The organism is Kitasatospora sp. NPDC057595 (assembly GCF_042800875.1).
Lineage (GTDB): Bacteria > Actinomycetota > Actinomycetes > Streptomycetales > Streptomycetaceae > Kitasatospora.
Map to the genome: position 1 here is coordinate 129,850 of NZ_JBHVGL010000002.1, position 15,291 is coordinate 145,140.

Consider the following 15,291-nt stretch of genomic DNA (forward strand, 5'->3'; position numbering starts at 1 on the left):
CCGCCGTGCCAGGATGGACGGACGGGGTGCCGCAGCGAGACGAGGAGGCCGTGATGGGCGGAGTGGCCCAGATTCTGTTCCTGGACTACCTGAATCCGTTCTGGTGGCTGGCCGTCGCCATTCTGGGCTACAAGCTGTTCGCACTGATCGACGCCGCCACCCGCCCGGAGGACGCCTACCGGGCGGCCGACAAGAAGACCAAGGGCTTCTGGCTGGCGATCCTCGGCGTCGCGTTCGGGCTGGACCTGCTGTTCGGCGCGAACTTCATGACCAGCTTCCTGACCCTGGGCGGTCTGGTCGCGGCGATCGTCTACGTGGTCGACGTCCGCCCGGCGATCCGGGCGCTCACCCAGCGGGGCGGCGGCCGGGGCGACCAGCGCAACATGGGGCCGTACGGGCCCTGGTGACGGCGGGAGCACCGAGCCCCGGCGTCCGGCGGGCCACCCGCGCGGACGTCGGGGCTCGGCGTTTCCCGGTGCCCCGGTGCCCCGGTGCCCCGGTGCCCCGGTGCCCCGAAACAGAGGGCCCGGGGCGGCCTAGCCCAGGAGTAGCGGCGCCGGGTTGCGCTCCAGCAGTAGCACCGCGACGTCGTCCGTCAGCGCTCCGCCGTTCAGCTCCTCGACCTCGGCGATCGCGCTGTCGACCAGCCGGCCCCGGGTGAGCCCGGCGGCCTGGTGGTCGCCGATGAGGGCGGCCAGGCCGTCCTGGCCGAGGCGGCGGGAGCCGGCGCCGATCCGTCCCTCGATCAGTCCGTCGGTGTAGAGCAGCAGCCGCCAGCCGGGGGGCAGCTCGAACCGGTGGGCCGGCCAGACGGCCTGGCAGTCGTCGCAGGGGAGCAGGCCGAGCGCGGGACCGGCGTGGTCGGCGGGCAGGCCGACCGGGGCGTGGTCCTCGCCGAGCAGCAGCGGCGGCGGGTGGCCGGCGAGGTGCAGCCGGGCCCGTTCGGCGGTCGCCGGGGCGGTGGCGTCGCCCGGTTCGATGCTCAGCATGCAGAGCGTGGCGAAGATCTCGTCGCTGCGCCGCTCGTGCTCCAGCACGTGCTGCAGGGTGGTCAGCAGGGCCTCGCCGGTGAGGCCGGCGAAGACCAGGGTCCGCCACGCTATCCGCAGCGCCACGCCGAGCGCGGCCTCGTCGGGGCCGTGGCCGCAGACGTCGCCGATCACCACGTGGACGGTGCCGTCCTCGGTGCGCACCGCGTCGTAGAAGTCGCCGCCGAGCAGGGCGCGGCGGCGGCCGGGGCGGTAGCGGCGGGTGAAGGAGAGGTTGGCGCCGTCGAGCAGCGGGGTGGGCAGCAGGTGGCGCTGCAGCCGGGCGTTCTCCTGGCCGCGCAGTTCGGCCTCGACGAGCCGGCGCTGCGACTCGTCGGCGCGCTTGCGCTCGACGGCGTAGCGCAGGGCGCGGGCCAGCAGCGGGCCGTCCGTCTCGTCCTTGACCAGGAAGTCCTGGGCACCGGCGGCCACCGCGGCCGCGCCGAGTTGGGCGCCGGCGGCGTCGGTGAGGACGACGACGGCGGTGTGCGGGGCCCGGCGGAGCAGTTCGTGCAGGCCCTCCAGACCGTCCGAGGGGTCCGAGGGGTGCGGCAGGTCGGCGGAGGCGGCGAGGTCGAGCAGGACGCAGCTGAAGTCACCGCGGGTGAACTCGGGGCCGCGCGGGCGCCCGCGCCGGGATCCGGAGGCGGCGGGGGTGAGCAGCGCGAAGGCCTGGTCGAGTCCGCGGGTCCAGTGGATCTCGATCGGGGCGCCGCTGTCGGCCACCGCGGCCTTGAGCAGATGGGCGTCGGTGGCGTCGTCCTCGATCACCAGCAGCTTGAGCGGGGCGGTGGCGGCGGGGGTGGAGCCGGACGGCCCCGCAGGGGCGGTGTCCGACCGCGGGTGGGGTATCGGCGCGGCCGCGGTGGCCGGGCCGGCCGGTTGGCGGGCCGGTGCCGGGGAGCCGTCGGGGCCGGACCGTTCGCGGGCACGCCCGGAGCGGGCGCCGCGCTGGGCGCCCGGCGGGTCCGCGGCACCAGGTGCCCGCCCGTCTCCCGTTGCGGGCATCGGCTGATCCTCCCTTTCCCCGCATGCGTAACGGTCGGCGTCCGTCCGCAGTGCCCGCTCGGCAGCTCGCGGCGGGGAACTTCTGGCGACCATAACGTGATCTCCGGGGATTTCTCTGACCGACCGGCACCGTCGGGGCTGTCGCCACGCCGGTGGCGGCGTGTTGGATGGCTGGCGGGACAGGAACGGGGGACCGTTCCGGCGGGTGCCGGAGCGGGCGACGAGAGGGGTTGCACGATGATGACGCGGATCACCCTGGTCGAGGGTGACATCACGGCTCAGCAGGTGGACGTCGTCGTGAACGCGGCCAATTCCTCCCTGCTGGGCGGCGGTGGTGTGGACGGGGCGATCCACCGCCGGGGCGGGGCGCGGATCCTGGAGGAGTGTCGCGAGCTGCGGGCCTCGCGGTACGGGCGGGGACTGCCCACCGGGCAGGCGGTGGCGACCACGGCCGGCGACCTGCCGGCCCGCTGGGTGGTGCACACCGTGGGGCCGGTCTACCTGGCGGACGAGTACGAGGAGCGGGCGGGGCTGCTGGCCTCCTGCTACCGCGAGTCGCTCCGGGTGGCGGCGGAGCTGGACGCGCGCACGGTGGCCTTCCCGGCCGTGTCGGCCGGGATCTTCGGGTGGCCGCCGGCGGATGCGGCCAGGATCGCGCTCGGCACCGTCGCGGCGGTGACGGCGGAGCCGGGCGGCGGACCCGAGGAGGTGCGGTTCGTGTTGTTCGGATCGGAGATGTACGAGGTGTTCGCGGGCGTGCGGCTGGAGCTGGGGCTGGCGGGACGGGAGTGACCCTTCGGCCGGGTCCCATGGTGGCGCGGCGAGGCGTCAACGCGCCAGAGGTATTCGATAACTCGTTCGAGTGAAACCATGGGCCCGGCCACCGGTACCCGGCGGTCCGTCGTCGTCGTTACGGGGCCAGTGCCGACCAGGGCAGGGTGACCTCGCCCTGCCGCCACCGCCCGCGCGCGTCCACCAGCGGCCACGCCCCGGCCAGCGAGGTGCAGGCCGCCACCCAGCGCTGCCGGGCGCCGAACGCCCCGTACGGCGCCGCCGCCGCCCAGGCGCGGTCGAAGTCGCGCAGGAAGGCGTGCACCGGCCGCCCCGGCACGTTGTGGTGGATCAGCGCCTTCGGCAGCCGTTCGGCCAGGTCGGACGGCTGGCCGAGGCCGCCCAGCCGGGCCGCGAAGGTCACCGTCCGCGGCCCCTCGGGACCGAGCGCCACCCAGACGTGCCGGCGGCCGATCTCGTCGCAGGTGCCCTCGACCAGCAGCCCGTCCGGGGCGAGCCGGGCGCGCAGCCGCTCCCAGACCGCGGCCACCGCCGACTCGTCGTACTGCCGCAGCACATTGGCGGCCCGGATCAGCCGGGCGGGCGCCCCGCCGTCCAGCGGCACCTCGAAGCCGCCGCGCCGGAAGGTCAGCAGCGGTGGCACCGCGTACGGCAGCGCGGCGGCGACCCGGGCCGGTTCGATCTCGATCCCGACCACCCGGACGTCCGGCCGCACCGCGCGCAGCCGGCCGGACAGCTCGACGGCCGTCCACGGCGCGGCGCCGTAGCCGAGGTCGACGGCGACCGGCGGCTGCTCGGCGGCGCGCAGCGCGGGCCCCAGCGTATGGGCGATCCAGCGGTCCATCCGGCGCAGCCGGTTGGTGTTGGTGGTGCCGCGGGTGACGGTGCCCACCGGCCGCCCGGCCCGTCCGCGGGCGGGCGCGGTCGTGCTGTCGGGGAAGGAGGCGGCCATGTCCCACAGGGTACGGGGCCCGCGGTGGCGGCCCGCGGCGTGGCCCAACTCATGCGGCGCCCCGGGAATGCCGGTCGGTGATCGCGTGGTTGGCACACTGTTGGTGATGTGTGCCTTGGCGGCAGCGCACGCACACCGGGCAGCAGACGGCAGGCGAGCACGGCTGCCCAGGCGGGCAGTACACGAGGAGGCTTCAGCCAGGTGATCCAGCACCCCGTCCGTTCGGTGCGCCGTGCCCAGCCGGCCACGCCCGCGCGAGGCCGGCTCCAGTCGCTCGTCCAGGGCGGTCGGCGCCGTCCGCGCCGGATAGCGATGCTCAGCGTCCACACCTCCCCGCTGCACCAGCCGGGGACGGGCGACGCGGGCGGCATGAACGTCTACATCGTGGAGCTGGCCAAGCGGCTGGCCGAGCTCAACATCGAGGTCGAGGTGTTCACCCGGGCGATCTGCTCGGACGACGCGCCCACCGTGGAGCTGGCCCCCGGCGTGCTGGTCCGGCACGTCACGGCGGGCCCCTACGAGGGCCTGCTGAAGGAGGACCTGCCCGCCCAGCTGTGCGCCTTCACCCACGGGGTGCTCCGCACCGAGGCCGGCCACCGCCCCGGCCACTACGACCTGGTCCACTCGCACTACTGGCTCTCCGGCCACGTCGGCTGGCTGGCGGCGCAGCGCTGGGGCGTGCCGCTGGTGCACACCATGCACACCATGGCGAAGGTGAAGAACGCGGCGCTGGCCGAGGGCGACACCCCCGAGCCGCCGGCCCGGGTGATCGGCGAGACCCAGGTGGTGGAGGCGGCCGACCGGCTGATCGCCAACACCACCGAGGAGGCCGCCGAGCTGTCCCGGTTCTACGGGGCGCGCCCGGACCAGCTGGCCGTCGTCCACCCGGGGGTCAACCTGGACGTCTTCCGCCCGGCGGCACCGGGCGCCGCGCGGGCCCGCCGGGCCGCCCGGGCCCGGCTCGGGCTGCCCGCCGAGGCCGCGGTGCTGCTCTTCGCCGGCCGCATCCAGCCGCTGAAGGCCCCCGACGTGCTGCTGCGCGCGGTCGCCGTCCTGCTGGAGCGGCGCCCGGAGCTGCGCGAGCGGCTGGTGGTGCCGGTGGTCGGCGGTCCGTCCGGCACCGGGCTGGCCAGGCCGGAGAGCCTGCACAAGCTGGCCGCCCAGCTGGGCATCGGCGACGTGGTGCGCTTCCACCCGCCGGTGGGCCAGGCGCTGCTCGCCGAGTGGTACCGGGCCGCGACGGCGCTGGTGATGCCCTCGTACAGCGAGTCGTTCGGGCTGGTCGCGCTGGAGGCGCAGGCCTGCGGCACGCCGGTGGTGGCGGCCTCGGTGGGCGGCCTGCCGGTGGCCGTCCGGGACGGCGAGACCGGCACCCTGGTGGGCGGCCACGACCCGGTGGCCTGGTCGTACGCGCTGGAGCCGTACGTCACCGACCCGGAGCTGGTGGCCCGGCGGGGCGACGCGGCGGCCCGGCACGCGGCCGGGTTCGGCTGGGACACCGCCGCCGCGACCACCGCCGAGGTGTACGCCGGCAGCCTGGTCCGCCCGGTCGGCCGGCTGGCCGGGGCGCGCCAGCGGCGGGCCTGAGCCGCAGGAGGCCGGGCCGGCACCCCGCGGTCGTACTGCTGCGGTGCACCGGCGCGCTGTACTGCTGCGCCCGGGCGTACCGCCGAGTAACGTCACCCCCATGGCAATCCGCACCAAGGACGAGGCCCTGACCCTCCTGCGTTCCGCCCTGGACGAGGCCGGGGTGGCCTGGGAGCAGGCCCCCGCCGACCCGTACACCCTGGTGGCGGCGCTCCCGGGCACCCGGAAGCTGAGCACCACCTGCGCGCTGCGGGTCGGCGACCACACCCTCTCGGTGAACGCCTTCGTGGTCCGCCGCCCGGACGAGAACCACGAGGCGGTCTACCGCTGGCTGCTGGAGCGCAACACCCGGCTCCACGGTGTGGCGTACGCGATCGACCGGCTCGGGGACGTCTACCTGGCGGGCCGGCTGCCGCTGGAGGCGCTGACCCCGGACACCGTGGACCGGCTGCTGGGCACGGTGCTGGAGAACGCCGACGAGCCGTTCAACACCCTGCTGGAGCTGGGTTTCGCCACCGCGATCCGGCGGGAGTGGGAGTGGCGGACCAAGCGCGGGGAGTCCACCCGCAACCTGGCCGCCTTCGCCCACCTCGCCACCCCGGTCGCCGGGCAGCCCGCCGCCGAGCCGTCGGCCGCCGGGCAGCCGACGGCCGGGCGGCCCGCCGCGGAGTAGCCGGCCGGGAGGCTCAGCCCGCCGCGGTCCGCTCCGGCTCGACGGCCCGCTCCGCGCGCGGGGCCGGGACCGCCGCCGGGTCCACGGACTTCGCCAGCGCGGCCCCCGGCCGCCGGCCGAGCAGCACGTACCCGCCGGCGGCGGCCATGCCGAGCACCGCGCACGCCCCCCACATCACCCCGCTGCCGGCCCGCTCCAGCAGCACCCCGCCCGCCGCCGGGCCGAGGAACGAGGCGAGCGACCAGGAGAGCGAGTAGACGCCCTGGTAGCGGCCGCGCGCCTCGGCCGGCGACAGCTCGGCGACCAGGCCCATCATGGTCGGCGCGTTCAGGATCTCGCCGAGCGTCCAGACCGCCACGGTGAAGGCGTAGAACCAGGCCGAGGAGCCGGCCAGCGCGGTCAGCCCGAAGCCCCAGCCGATCAGCAGCGCGCTGGCGACCAGCAGCGCCGTCCGGTCCCGCCCCGCCATCCACCGGGTGAGCGGGATCTGCAGCACCACGATGAGCAGACCGTTGAGCCCGATCACCAGGCCATACTGGGTGGAGGTGATTCCGGCCCGGCCCATGTCCACGGCCAGCGTGGTGGAGCCCTGCTGGGCGACCAGGGCGAGCAGCAGGTTGAGCACCACCACCGCCATGAAGCGGCCGTCCTGGAACACCGCGCCGAGGCCGATCGCCGGCGGGGCCCCCGCGCCGCCCGGGGCCGCGGCGGGCGCCTCGGGCCTGGTCTCGGGGATGCGCAGGAAGATGACGACCGCGCAGACCACCGTGGAGAGCGCGTCCAGCACGAAGAGCGTGAGGTAGCCGTGGGTGGCGATCAGACCGGCCACCGCCGCGGAGAGGCCGAAGCCGATGTTGATCGCCCAGTAGTTCAGCGCGAAGGCACGGACCCGGTCCTCGGCGGGCACGATGTCCGCGATGATGGCCGAGGTCGCCGGCCGGGTCGCGTTGTTGCAGAAGCCGACCAGGAAGGCGACCACCGCGATGGTCACCTGTCCGTCGCTGAAGCCGAGCAGCGCGGTGAACAGGGCGGTGCCGAGCTGGGCGGCGACCAGCGTCGGCCGCCGCCCGATCCGGTCGGCCAGCACCCCGGCGACGACGGAGGCGATCGCCGAGCCCAGGCCGAACAGCGAGGCGACCAGCCCCGCGTACGAGGCCGAGTAGCCCCGGTCGGTCGTGAGGTAGAGCGCCAGGAAGGTGACCACGAACGCGCCGAGCTTGTTGATCAGCGTGCTGGTCCAGAGCCACCAGAACTGGCGCGGGAGCCCGCTCACCGCCTCGGCGACGGCTCTGGAGGTGCGAGCGGACAGGGAGGAATCGGGCATGTGGGGGCTCCCGGGCAGGCGGACGTCCGCTGAGCCGTACGGGCAGGACCGCTCAGCAGGAGAGTAAGAGTCTCTGAAGCGGGTCACACCTTACCTGTCGAGCATGGGTCCCGACCAGCGGTTTTCCGGGCTCCACTAAGCTGGGGGCCATGGCTGACACGACGTACCGACTCATCCTGCTCCGCCACGGCGAGAGCGAGTGGAACCAGAAGAACCTGTTCACCGGTTGGGTCGACGTCGACCTCAACGAGAAGGGCGAGAAGGAGGCCGCGCGCGGTGGCGAGCTGCTCGCCGCCGAGGGCTTCCTCCCGGACGTGCTGCACACCTCGCTGCTGCGCCGTGCCATCCGCACCTCGCAGATCGCCCTGGACAAGGCCGACCGCCACTGGATCCCGGTCAGCCGCAGCTGGCGCCTGAACGAGCGGCACTACGGCGCGCTCCAGGGCAAGGACAAGGCCCAGACCCTGGCCGAGTTCGGCGAGGAGCAGTTCCAGCTGTGGCGCCGCTCGTACGACACCCCGCCGCCGGTGCTGGCCGACGACGCCGAGTACTCGCAGGCCGGTGACGCCCGCTACGCCGAGATCCCGAGCGAGCTGCGTCCGCGCACCGAGTGCCTGAAGGACGTCGTCGAGCGGATGCTCCCGTACTGGTACGACGCCATCGTCCCGGACCTCGCCGCCGGCCGTACCGTCCTGGTGACCGCCCACGGCAACAGCCTGCGGGCGCTGGTCAAGCACCTCGACGGCATCTCCGACGCCGACATCGCCGGCCTCAACATCCCGACCGGCATCCCGCTGGTCTACGAGCTGGACGCCGACTTCAAGCCGATCACCAAGGGTGGCCGCTACCTCGACGCCGAGGCCGCCGCCGCCGCGATCGAGGCCGTCAAGAACCAGGGCAAGAAGTAACCCGGACCGGCCGTCGAGGGCCCCGTTCCCCGCACTGGGGGAGCGGGGCCCTTCGCTTTCAACTGGCCTGTGGCTGCGGCGAGTTCGGTGTGTCGCAGAAGTGGTTCAGACCATTGACGGCCCCGGTGGCGGCTCCTACGGTGTGAGCGCCGACCCGGCGCAGGCATGCCAGCCCCCCCACGCGCGCGTGTCCGCGCCCGGCGCACTCTCCATCCACCCCCACGGAGGAGCACCATGCGCACACGTCATGTCGTCGGAGCCGTGATCGCCGCCCTCGCGGTGCCGGTCGCGGTCGCCCTTCCGGCGCAGTCGCACGGCTACATCACCACCCCGCCCAGCCGGGCCGCGCTCTGCGGCGCGGGCACGGTGACCGACTGCGGAGACATCCGCTGGGAGCCGCAGAGCGTCGAGGGACCGAAGGGCTTCCCGGCGGCGGGGCCGGCCGACGGCACCATCTGCGCCGGCGGCAACGACCGGTTCGCCGAGCTGGACGACCCGCGCGGCGGGGCCTGGCCGACCACCGCCGTCTCGGCGGGCCAGCGGCTCACCTTCACCTGGCGGTTCACCGCCCGGCACGCCACCTCGGGCTTCCGGTACTACCTGACCAAGTCCGGGTACAACGCGACCCAGCCGGTCACCCGGGCCAACCTGGAGCTGACCCCGTTCCTGAACGTGCCCTACAACGGCACCCAGGTGCCCAGCACGCTCAGCCACACCGCGACCCTGCCGTCCGGCCGGACCGGCCACCAGGTGGTCGTCGCGGTCTGGGACGTCGCCGACACCGGCAACGCCTTCTACTCCTGCGCGGACGTCAGCTTCTGACGCCCGGCCCGGCCGGCGCGGTCACCGCGCGGCGGGCGCCCACCCGGTGGACCCCGTCGGCGCTCCGGCGGTGAGGAGGCCGGGGTGCACGGCCGTCTCCCACGGCAGCCGTGCACCCCGGAGCTCCGCGACAGCACCGGGGGAGGGTCGGACGGGCGGCCTCAGTGGCCGCAGCAGCCGCCGTCGGCACCGCCGCACTGGCAGGGCGCGCCGGACTGGCAGCCGCAGCCGCAGCCCGGTCCACAGCCGCAGCCGGCCGCGAGGACGGGCAGCAGCTTCGGGGCGACGGGTTCGATGGTGTCGGGAGCCGATGCCGGGCCGGTCGGGTTTGCCTTCATCGCGCTGACCCCTCCTTCTGACGGGCACACCTCGGTGCCCACGGCATCGAGTGAAGCCGCCGACCGGAGGGAGCGTCAACGGGCGCGCAGTGGTGGGGAGCCCGGCTGCCCGTGCTTCCCCACCACCCCCGCCCCGGGTTTACTCACCCCCAGGGATGAAGCCACCCGAGGGGGAGGAGCCGCCCGGGGTCACTCCACCTCGGCGGCGGCCTCGGTCGCCGCGACGAACTCGTCCACGTGCTCGCCGGTCACCAGGTACACCACGCGCTTGGCCACCGAGACCGCGTGGTCGGCGAACCGCTCGTAGTAGCGGCCGACCAGGGTGACGTCCACCGCGGTCTCGATGCCGTGGTGCCAGCGCTCGTCGATGAGGTGCGCGAACAGCTCGCGGTGCAGCGCGTCGATCGCGTCGTCGTCCTGCTCCAGCTCCAGCGCCTTGTCGACGTCCTTGGTGGCGATCACCAGGCCGGCCTTGGCGACCAGCCGCTGGGCGAGCTGCCCGAGCTCCAGGACCGTCGCGTGCAGGTCGCCGGGGACGGCCGACTCGGGGTAGCGCAGCCGCGCGACCTTGGCGACGTGCTGGGCGAGGTCGCCGCAGCGCTCCAGGTCGGAGCTCATCCGCAGCGAGGTGACCACGATGCGCAGGTCGGTGGCGACCGGCTGCTGACGGGCCAGCAGGTCGATCGCCCGGTTCTCCAGGTCGTGGTGCAGCTCGTTGATCTTCTGGTCGGCGGCGATCACGCTCTCCGCCAGCGCCAGGTCCGCGTCGAGGAGCGCCGTGGTCGCCCGCCCGAGGGCCGAACCGACCAGCCGGGCCATCTCGACCAGGCTGTCGCCGATCGAGTCGAGTTCCTCGTGGTACGCGTCGCGCATGCTCTCTCCTCAGTAGCTGTGTCGGTGGCGGTGCCGACCGGCCATCCGGTACGACGATCTGAACGACGAATGGATGACCGCTGCTGGTGGCGCGCATCGTACGCGCACACCCGGGGCGGCGGGCGGCCGTCCGGCCGGGCCACCCCTCCCACACGGGCTCCGGCGCCCACTGTGAGCCGTCCGGGCGACCACGCACGACCCGTTCGGTGAATCAGTGGCTACTTGAAGGTGAATTCTCGGCAACGCGTGGCCGATCCCTTGATCGGGGCCTTGGGGAGCGCCCGCACCGTGCGCTTAGGCTGGCGTTATGGACGTGAACGTGGCCGCCGCCGCTGCCTGCGCCATAGCCGGGCTCGGCGTCGGCCTCACGGCCTCGATCGCCTTCCGTTGGAGCGAGCGCGAGCAGGCGAGGGGCAGGTACGGCGGAACCAACCGCAATCAGGGCCGGCACCAGAGCCTGGCCGCCCAGGAACCCCCGCTGCCCCCGGGGGTCGACACCGTGCTCTCCGTGCTGCGCTCCTGCGCGATCGTGCTCGGCGAGAGCGACGACGTGGTCAAGGCCAGCTCGGCGGCGTACGCGATGGGCCTGGTGCGCGGCGGCGCCGTCGCCGTCGACCAGCTGCTCTCGCTGGCCCGCTCCACCCGCCGGGACGGCGAGATCCGCCAGCTCGACCTGGAGCTGCCCCGCCCGGGCGCGGCGCGCGCCGCCGAGCCGCTCGCGGTCTCGGCCCGGGTCGCCCCGCTGGGCTCCCGGCTGGTCCTGGTGCTGGTCGAGGACCAGACCGAGCGCCGCCGGGTGGAGGCCGTCCGCCGCGACTTCGTCGCCAACGTCAGCCACGAGCTCAAGACCCCGGTCGGCGCGCTCTCACTGCTCTCCGAGGCGGTCGCGGACGCGGCCGACGACCCGGAGGCGGTGCAGCGCTTCGCCGGCCGGATGCAGATCGAGGCGACCAGGCTGGCCAGCCTGGTCCAGGAGATCATCGACCTCTCCCGGGTCCAGGACGACCGGCTGATGGTCGACCCGGAGCCGGTCGCGGTGGACGAGCTGATCGCCGAGGCGATCGACCGCTGCCGCCAGCAGGCCGCCGCCAAGCAGATCCTCATCGCGGCCGGCGGCATCGCCGGCCTCTACCTGCACGGCAACCGCGGCCAGCTCGCCGCCGCGCTCGGCAACCTCGTCGAGAACGCCGTCAACTACAGCCCGCCGCGGACCAGGGTCGCCATCGCCACCCGCCGGATATCCAGCGCCGCCGCGCTGGGCGAGGCCGACGGCGAGCTGATCGAGATCTCGGTGACCGACCAGGGCATCGGCATCTCCGAGAAGGACCGCGAGCGGGTCTTCGAACGCTTCTACCGGGTCGACCCCGCACGCTCCCGGCAGACCGGCGGCACCGGCCTCGGACTCTCCATCGTCAAGCACGTGGCCGCCTCGCACGGCGGCACCGTGTCGGTGTGGAGCGTCGAGGGCCAGGGCTCCACCTTCACCCTCCGCCTGCCCGCCGGGCAGGCTCCCGTGGACCGGCCCCGTGCGGGGGACTCCGCGGAACCCCTGTCAGAAACAACCCCCCAGCTTGCCCCGGAGGCCTGATCGTGACCCGAGTACTGGTGGTCGAGGACGAGGAGTCGTTCAGCGACGCCCTCTCGTACATGCTCCGCAAGGAGGGCTTCGAGGTGGCCATCGCCGCCACCGGCCCCGACGCGCTGGAGCAGTTCGAACGCAACGGCGCCGACCTCGTCCTGCTCGACCTGATGCTGCCGGGGCTGCCCGGTACCGAGGTCTGCCGCCAGCTGCGGGTCCGCTCCAACGTGCCGGTGATCATGGTCACCGCGAAGGACAGCGAGATCGACAAGGTGGTCGGTCTGGAGATAGGCGCGGACGACTACGTCACCAAGCCGTACTCCACCCGTGAGCTGGTCGCCCGGATCCGCGCGGTGCTGCGCCGCCGTGGCGAGAACGAGGGCCCCGGCGACGGCGGCGGCCCCGGCGCGCTGGAGGCCGGCCCGGTCCGGATGGACGTCGACCGGCACGTGGTGACCGTGGACGGCGCCAAGGTCGACCTGCCGCTCAAGGAGTTCGACCTGCTGGAGATGCTGCTGCGCAACGCCGGCCGGGTGCTCACCCGGATGCAGCTGATCGACCGGGTCTGGGGCGCGGACTACGTCGGCGACACCAAGACGCTGGACGTCCACGTCAAGCGGCTGCGGGCGAAGATCGAGCCGGACCCGGGCGCCCCGCGCTACCTGGTCACGGTGCGCGGCCTCGGCTACAAGTTCGAGCCGTAGACCCGGCCCCGGCCGCCCGAACGCGGAACGCCCCTCCGGCACCGGCCGGAGGGGCGTTCGCGTGTCCGCGGCGGGGCGGTACCCGGCCTCAGTGGGCGGGCGGGACCGCCGGGATCGAAGCGGAGCCGACCGGGGTGGGAGCGGCCGGGGTGGTCGCACCGGTGGCGGGGGCGGCCGGGGTGGTGGCGCCGACGGCCGGCGTGGTGGCACCGGCGGCCGGGGTGGCCGCCGGGGTGGCCGCCTTGCTCGGCGCGGCGGCCGGGGCGGTCGGACCGAAGCCCTTGTACAGGCCGCTGTTCGAGTTGACCTGGGCCTGGGTCTCCAGCTTGTCGTGGTTCTTGAACGTGAAGGAGGTCGCCACGTAGCCGCCCACGGTCACGGTGGTGGAGGCGACCTTGGCGGACGGGTTGCCGGGGCCGCCGAGCAGCACGGCGCCGCGGGGCGGGACCGAGATGCTGGTCAGCGGGGCGCCCTTGTCGTCGGCGAAGGTGGCGGCGGTGCCGCCGTCGACGGTGATGGACTGCAGCTCGAGCACCTCGGTCCCGGTGTTGCTGATGTTCACCGTCAGGTTGGCGGGGCCGGTGTGCTCACCGGCGGTCTCGCTCCCGGTGACCACGACGATGTTGTTCAGTCGGACGTCGGTGCCCAGGGTGGCCGACGCGGTGTCCGGCTGGATCTGCAGCGTGGCCGGGGTGTTCCCGGCGGCGCAGGAGGACAGCGAGGCGATGGCCAGGGCGGCGATGGCGGCGATGCTGCCGCGTCGAAGGCTGCGGCTCACGGCGGCGGCTTCTCCTAAGTCACGTGTCGGAAGGTCAGGTCTCAGATTATCGACCTCGCTTATGCCGTCCTCACGGGGTGGTCCCTTCGTGTCGCGCCACGGGAGTGGACGGGCGTCCGGACGGCGGCACGTCCGCGTGTTCAGGTCAAGCGCCGACCAAGATCGGATCACGATCCGGAAACGGCCCGATAAACGGTGAAAGCTCAAGATCAAATCACGGTTTCGGGAGTGTTGCCAGAGGTTTCAGCGGGCGGCGGAACCGCCTCCGACCTGCGGGAAGCCCTCCTCGAACACCGGTCGCAGCACGTCATGGGGGTCCTTGTCAAGCCCCGAGACCCGCCCTGACCTGCGAAAACGCCCTTCGGGTGCGCCGAAAAGCGTGTTATTCTGGAAAGCCACGGAAGGGGTCCTGTCACATGACGTTCAAGGTTGGCGACACGGTGGTCTACCCCCATCACGGGGCCGCGCTGATCGAGGCCATCGAAATTCGCCAGATCAAAGGTGTGGACAAGACCTACCTGGTGCTCAAGGTGCAGCAGGGAGACCTGACGCTCCGCGTGCCCGCCGAGAACGCGGAGTTCGTCGGCGTGCGCGATGTGGTCGGCCAGGAGGGTCTGGACCGGGTCTTCGAGGTGCTCCGCGCGCCGTACACCGAAGAGCCGACCAACTGGTCCCGTCGCTACAAGGCGAACCTGGAGAAGCTCGCCTCGGGTGACGTTATCAAGGTTGCCGAGGTCGTGCGCGACCTCTGGCGTCGCGAGCGCGAGCGCGGCCTCTCCGCCGGGGAGAAGCGCATGCTCGCCAAGGCGCGCCAGATCCTCGTCAGCGAGCTCGCGCTGGCGGAGAACACCAACGAGGACAAGGCGGAGACGCTGCTCGACGAGGTGCTCGCCTCGTAGCGGCCGTCCGCTCCACAACGCTCACAGCGCCCGATGCCGGCGCGCCGCCCACCGGACCGAAGGTCCGTGGGTGGTGCAGTGGCACTTCGGGCGCTGAGGCGTGTCCGGACGACGCCCCCGCACCCGAGCGGCCTGGCCGGTCTCGGGTCCGCATGACCGTTTCTGCTGCTGTGCGGGCGGAAGACGGTGGTGCTTCGGAAGGGGTCCGCGCCCGTCGTGCACGCCATGGCCATACCCACTTCGCCGAAGGAGTGAAACCTGAACGCCACAGCAGCAGTCGCAGCAGCAGTCGTGCCCGCCGCCGGCCGGGGCGAGCGCCTGGGTCCGGGCGCCCCCAAGGCCCTGCGTGAACTGGGCGGCGTGCCGCTCCTGGTGCACGCCGTCCGGGCGCTGACCCGCAGCCGTGCGGTCGGCCTGGTCGTGGTCGCCGCCCCCGCCGACGGGGTGGCCGAGGTGGTCGCCCTGCTCGACAGCCACGGACTCGAGGACAAGGACATCCGGGTGGTGGCCGGCGGGTCGACCCGCCAGGAGTCCGTCCGGCTGGGCCTGGCCGCCATCCCGGCCGAGGTCGGCATCGTGCTGGTGCACGACGCGGCCCGTCCGCTGGTACCGGTCGAGGTGGTGGACGCGGTGGCGTCCGCCGTCCGGGCCGGGGCGGAGGCGGTGGTGCCGGCGGTGCCGCTGGCCGACACCGTCAAGCGGGTCGAGCCGGTGCCGGGCGGGCCCGAGCCGGTGCTCGACACGCCGGACCGCTCCACCCTGCGCGCCGTCCAGACCCCGCAGGGCTTCCGCCGGGAGACGCTGGCCGAGGTGCACGCCAGGGCGCTGGCCGAGGAGACCGCGGCGGAGGGGGCGGCCGGGACCGCCCTGCCGCCGGTCACCGACGACGCCGGCCTGGTCGAGCGGTTCGGTGGCCGGGTGGTCGTGGTGCCCGGCCACGAGGAGGCGTTCAAGGTGACCCGTCCGCTGGACCTCGTCCTCGCCGAGGCCGTACTCGCCCGCCGGAGGGCCGCCGATGCCTACTGA

General features: G+C 73.9%; 16 protein-coding genes. 10 read left to right on the forward strand and 6 right to left on the reverse strand.

Annotation, left to right across the window (positions count from 1 at the left end):
• Positions 1-53 precede the first annotated feature (53 nt).
• Complete coding sequence (locus ACFU9E_RS03980) at positions 54-407, forward strand: DUF2516 family protein (protein WP_380684976.1); 354 nt, start codon at positions 54-56, stop codon at positions 405-407.
• A 129-nt stretch (positions 408-536) separates the two neighbouring features.
• Here ACFU9E_RS03980 and ACFU9E_RS03985 read toward each other — a convergent pair whose 3' ends face one another.
• A complete protein-coding gene (locus ACFU9E_RS03985; protein WP_380682995.1) occupies positions 537-2,036 on the reverse strand; it encodes a PP2C family protein-serine/threonine phosphatase in 1,500 nt (499 codons plus the stop codon).
• Between the two features lie 240 nt (positions 2,037-2,276).
• On the opposite strand from ACFU9E_RS03985, the gene ACFU9E_RS03990 reads away from it, so the two are divergent.
• Complete coding sequence (locus tag ACFU9E_RS03990) at positions 2,277-2,828, forward strand: O-acetyl-ADP-ribose deacetylase (protein ID WP_380683009.1); 552 nt, start codon at positions 2,277-2,279, stop codon at positions 2,826-2,828.
• Positions 2,829-2,946: 118 nt separating this feature from the next.
• Here ACFU9E_RS03990 and ACFU9E_RS03995 read toward each other — a convergent pair whose 3' ends face one another.
• The gene (locus tag ACFU9E_RS03995; protein ID WP_380682996.1) at positions 2,947-3,780 is read right to left on the reverse strand and encodes a class I SAM-dependent methyltransferase; all 834 of its coding nucleotides are present in this window, start codon (positions 3,778-3,780) and stop codon (positions 2,947-2,949) included.
• A 204-nt stretch (positions 3,781-3,984) separates the two neighbouring features.
• Here ACFU9E_RS03995 and mshA point away from each other — a divergent pair, with 204 nt between their 5' ends.
• Positions 3,985-5,367: a D-inositol-3-phosphate glycosyltransferase gene (gene mshA, locus ACFU9E_RS04000; protein ID WP_380683010.1), complete on the forward strand. Its 1,383-nt coding sequence runs from the start codon at positions 3,985-3,987 to the stop codon at positions 5,365-5,367.
• 100 nt (positions 5,368-5,467) lie between these two features.
• Positions 5,468-6,040, forward strand: a complete 573-nt coding sequence (locus ACFU9E_RS04005) for a YbjN domain-containing protein (RefSeq protein ID WP_380682997.1) — start codon at positions 5,468-5,470, stop codon at positions 6,038-6,040.
• Between the two features lie 13 nt (positions 6,041-6,053).
• Here ACFU9E_RS04005 and ACFU9E_RS04010 read toward each other — a convergent pair whose 3' ends face one another.
• On the reverse strand, positions 6,054-7,364 hold the full coding sequence (locus ACFU9E_RS04010; protein WP_380682998.1) for an MDR family MFS transporter: 1,311 nt from the start codon (positions 7,362-7,364) through the stop codon (positions 6,054-6,056).
• Positions 7,365-7,513: 149 nt separating this feature from the next.
• Between ACFU9E_RS04010 and ACFU9E_RS04015 the strand changes: the two genes are divergently transcribed.
• Both ACFU9E_RS04015 and ACFU9E_RS04020 read left to right on the forward strand, forming a co-directional pair.
• Positions 7,514-8,272 carry a phosphoglyceromutase gene (locus ACFU9E_RS04015; RefSeq protein WP_380682999.1) on the forward strand — a complete coding sequence of 253 codons (759 nt, stop codon included), beginning with the start codon at positions 7,514-7,516 and terminating at the stop codon, positions 8,270-8,272.
• A gap of 234 nt (positions 8,273-8,506) precedes the next feature.
• Positions 8,507-9,094 carry a lytic polysaccharide monooxygenase gene (locus ACFU9E_RS04020; protein WP_380683001.1) on the forward strand — a complete coding sequence of 196 codons (588 nt, stop codon included), beginning with the start codon at positions 8,507-8,509 and terminating at the stop codon, positions 9,092-9,094.
• A 161-nt stretch (positions 9,095-9,255) separates the two neighbouring features.
• On the opposite strand, the gene ACFU9E_RS04025 is transcribed toward ACFU9E_RS04020, so the two are convergent.
• Both ACFU9E_RS04025 and phoU read right to left on the reverse strand, forming a co-directional pair.
• Complete coding sequence (locus tag ACFU9E_RS04025) at positions 9,256-9,432, reverse strand: hypothetical protein (protein ID WP_355357745.1); 177 nt, start codon at positions 9,430-9,432, stop codon at positions 9,256-9,258.
• A 189-nt stretch (positions 9,433-9,621) separates the two neighbouring features.
• Entirely contained in the window at positions 9,622-10,305 is a 684-nt protein-coding gene (gene phoU / locus ACFU9E_RS04030) for a phosphate signaling complex protein PhoU (protein WP_380683002.1), read from the reverse strand.
• A 307-nt stretch (positions 10,306-10,612) separates the two neighbouring features.
• Here phoU and ACFU9E_RS04035 point away from each other — a divergent pair, with 307 nt between their 5' ends.
• Together ACFU9E_RS04035 and ACFU9E_RS04040 are read left to right on the forward strand one after the other, a co-directional pair.
• Positions 10,613-11,893 (forward strand): sensor histidine kinase, encoded by a 1,281-nt coding sequence (locus ACFU9E_RS04035; RefSeq protein ID WP_380683003.1) that lies wholly within the window; start codon positions 10,613-10,615, stop codon positions 11,891-11,893.
• Between the two features lie 2 nt (positions 11,894-11,895).
• Positions 11,896-12,588 (forward strand): response regulator transcription factor, encoded by a 693-nt coding sequence (locus ACFU9E_RS04040; RefSeq protein ID WP_030305055.1) that lies wholly within the window; start codon positions 11,896-11,898, stop codon positions 12,586-12,588.
• Positions 12,589-12,676: 88 nt separating this feature from the next.
• On the opposite strand, the gene ACFU9E_RS04045 is transcribed toward ACFU9E_RS04040, so the two are convergent.
• On the reverse strand, positions 12,677-13,366 hold the full coding sequence (locus ACFU9E_RS04045) for a DUF461 domain-containing protein (protein WP_380683004.1): 690 nt from the start codon (positions 13,364-13,366) through the stop codon (positions 12,677-12,679).
• 416 nt (positions 13,367-13,782) lie between these two features.
• Here ACFU9E_RS04045 and ACFU9E_RS04050 point away from each other — a divergent pair, with 416 nt between their 5' ends.
• Both ACFU9E_RS04050 and ispD read left to right on the forward strand, forming a co-directional pair.
• Positions 13,783-14,265, forward strand: a complete 483-nt coding sequence (locus ACFU9E_RS04050; protein WP_030244332.1) for a CarD family transcriptional regulator — start codon at positions 13,783-13,785, stop codon at positions 14,263-14,265.
• Between the two features lie 258 nt (positions 14,266-14,523).
• Positions 14,524-15,291, forward strand: a complete 768-nt coding sequence (ispD, locus tag ACFU9E_RS04055; RefSeq protein WP_380683011.1) for a 2-C-methyl-D-erythritol 4-phosphate cytidylyltransferase — start codon at positions 14,524-14,526, stop codon at positions 15,289-15,291.

Coding starts and splice junctions, on each gene's coding strand:
- ACFU9E_RS03980 (WP_380684976.1), top strand. CDS start 54: ATGGGCGGAGTGGCCCAGATTCTGTTCCTGGACTACCTGAATCCGTTC.
- ACFU9E_RS03985 (WP_380682995.1), bottom strand. CDS start 2,036: ATGCCCGCAACGGGAGACGGGCGGGCACCTGGTGCCGCGGACCCGCCG.
- ACFU9E_RS03990 (WP_380683009.1), top strand. CDS start 2,277: ATGACGCGGATCACCCTGGTCGAGGGTGACATCACGGCTCAGCAGGTG.
- ACFU9E_RS03995 (WP_380682996.1), bottom strand. CDS start 3,780: ATGGCCGCCTCCTTCCCCGACAGCACGACCGCGCCCGCCCGCGGACGG.
- ACFU9E_RS04005 (WP_380682997.1), top strand. CDS start 5,468: ATGGCAATCCGCACCAAGGACGAGGCCCTGACCCTCCTGCGTTCCGCC.
- ACFU9E_RS04010 (WP_380682998.1), bottom strand. CDS start 7,364: ATGCCCGATTCCTCCCTGTCCGCTCGCACCTCCAGAGCCGTCGCCGAG.
- ACFU9E_RS04015 (WP_380682999.1), top strand. CDS start 7,514: ATGGCTGACACGACGTACCGACTCATCCTGCTCCGCCACGGCGAGAGC.
- ACFU9E_RS04020 (WP_380683001.1), top strand. CDS start 8,507: ATGCGCACACGTCATGTCGTCGGAGCCGTGATCGCCGCCCTCGCGGTG.
- ACFU9E_RS04025 (WP_355357745.1), bottom strand. CDS start 9,432: ATGAAGGCAAACCCGACCGGCCCGGCATCGGCTCCCGACACCATCGAA.
- phoU (WP_380683002.1), bottom strand. CDS start 10,305: ATGCGCGACGCGTACCACGAGGAACTCGACTCGATCGGCGACAGCCTG.
- ACFU9E_RS04035 (WP_380683003.1), top strand. CDS start 10,613: ATGGACGTGAACGTGGCCGCCGCCGCTGCCTGCGCCATAGCCGGGCTC.
- ACFU9E_RS04050 (WP_030244332.1), top strand. CDS start 13,783: ATGACGTTCAAGGTTGGCGACACGGTGGTCTACCCCCATCACGGGGCC.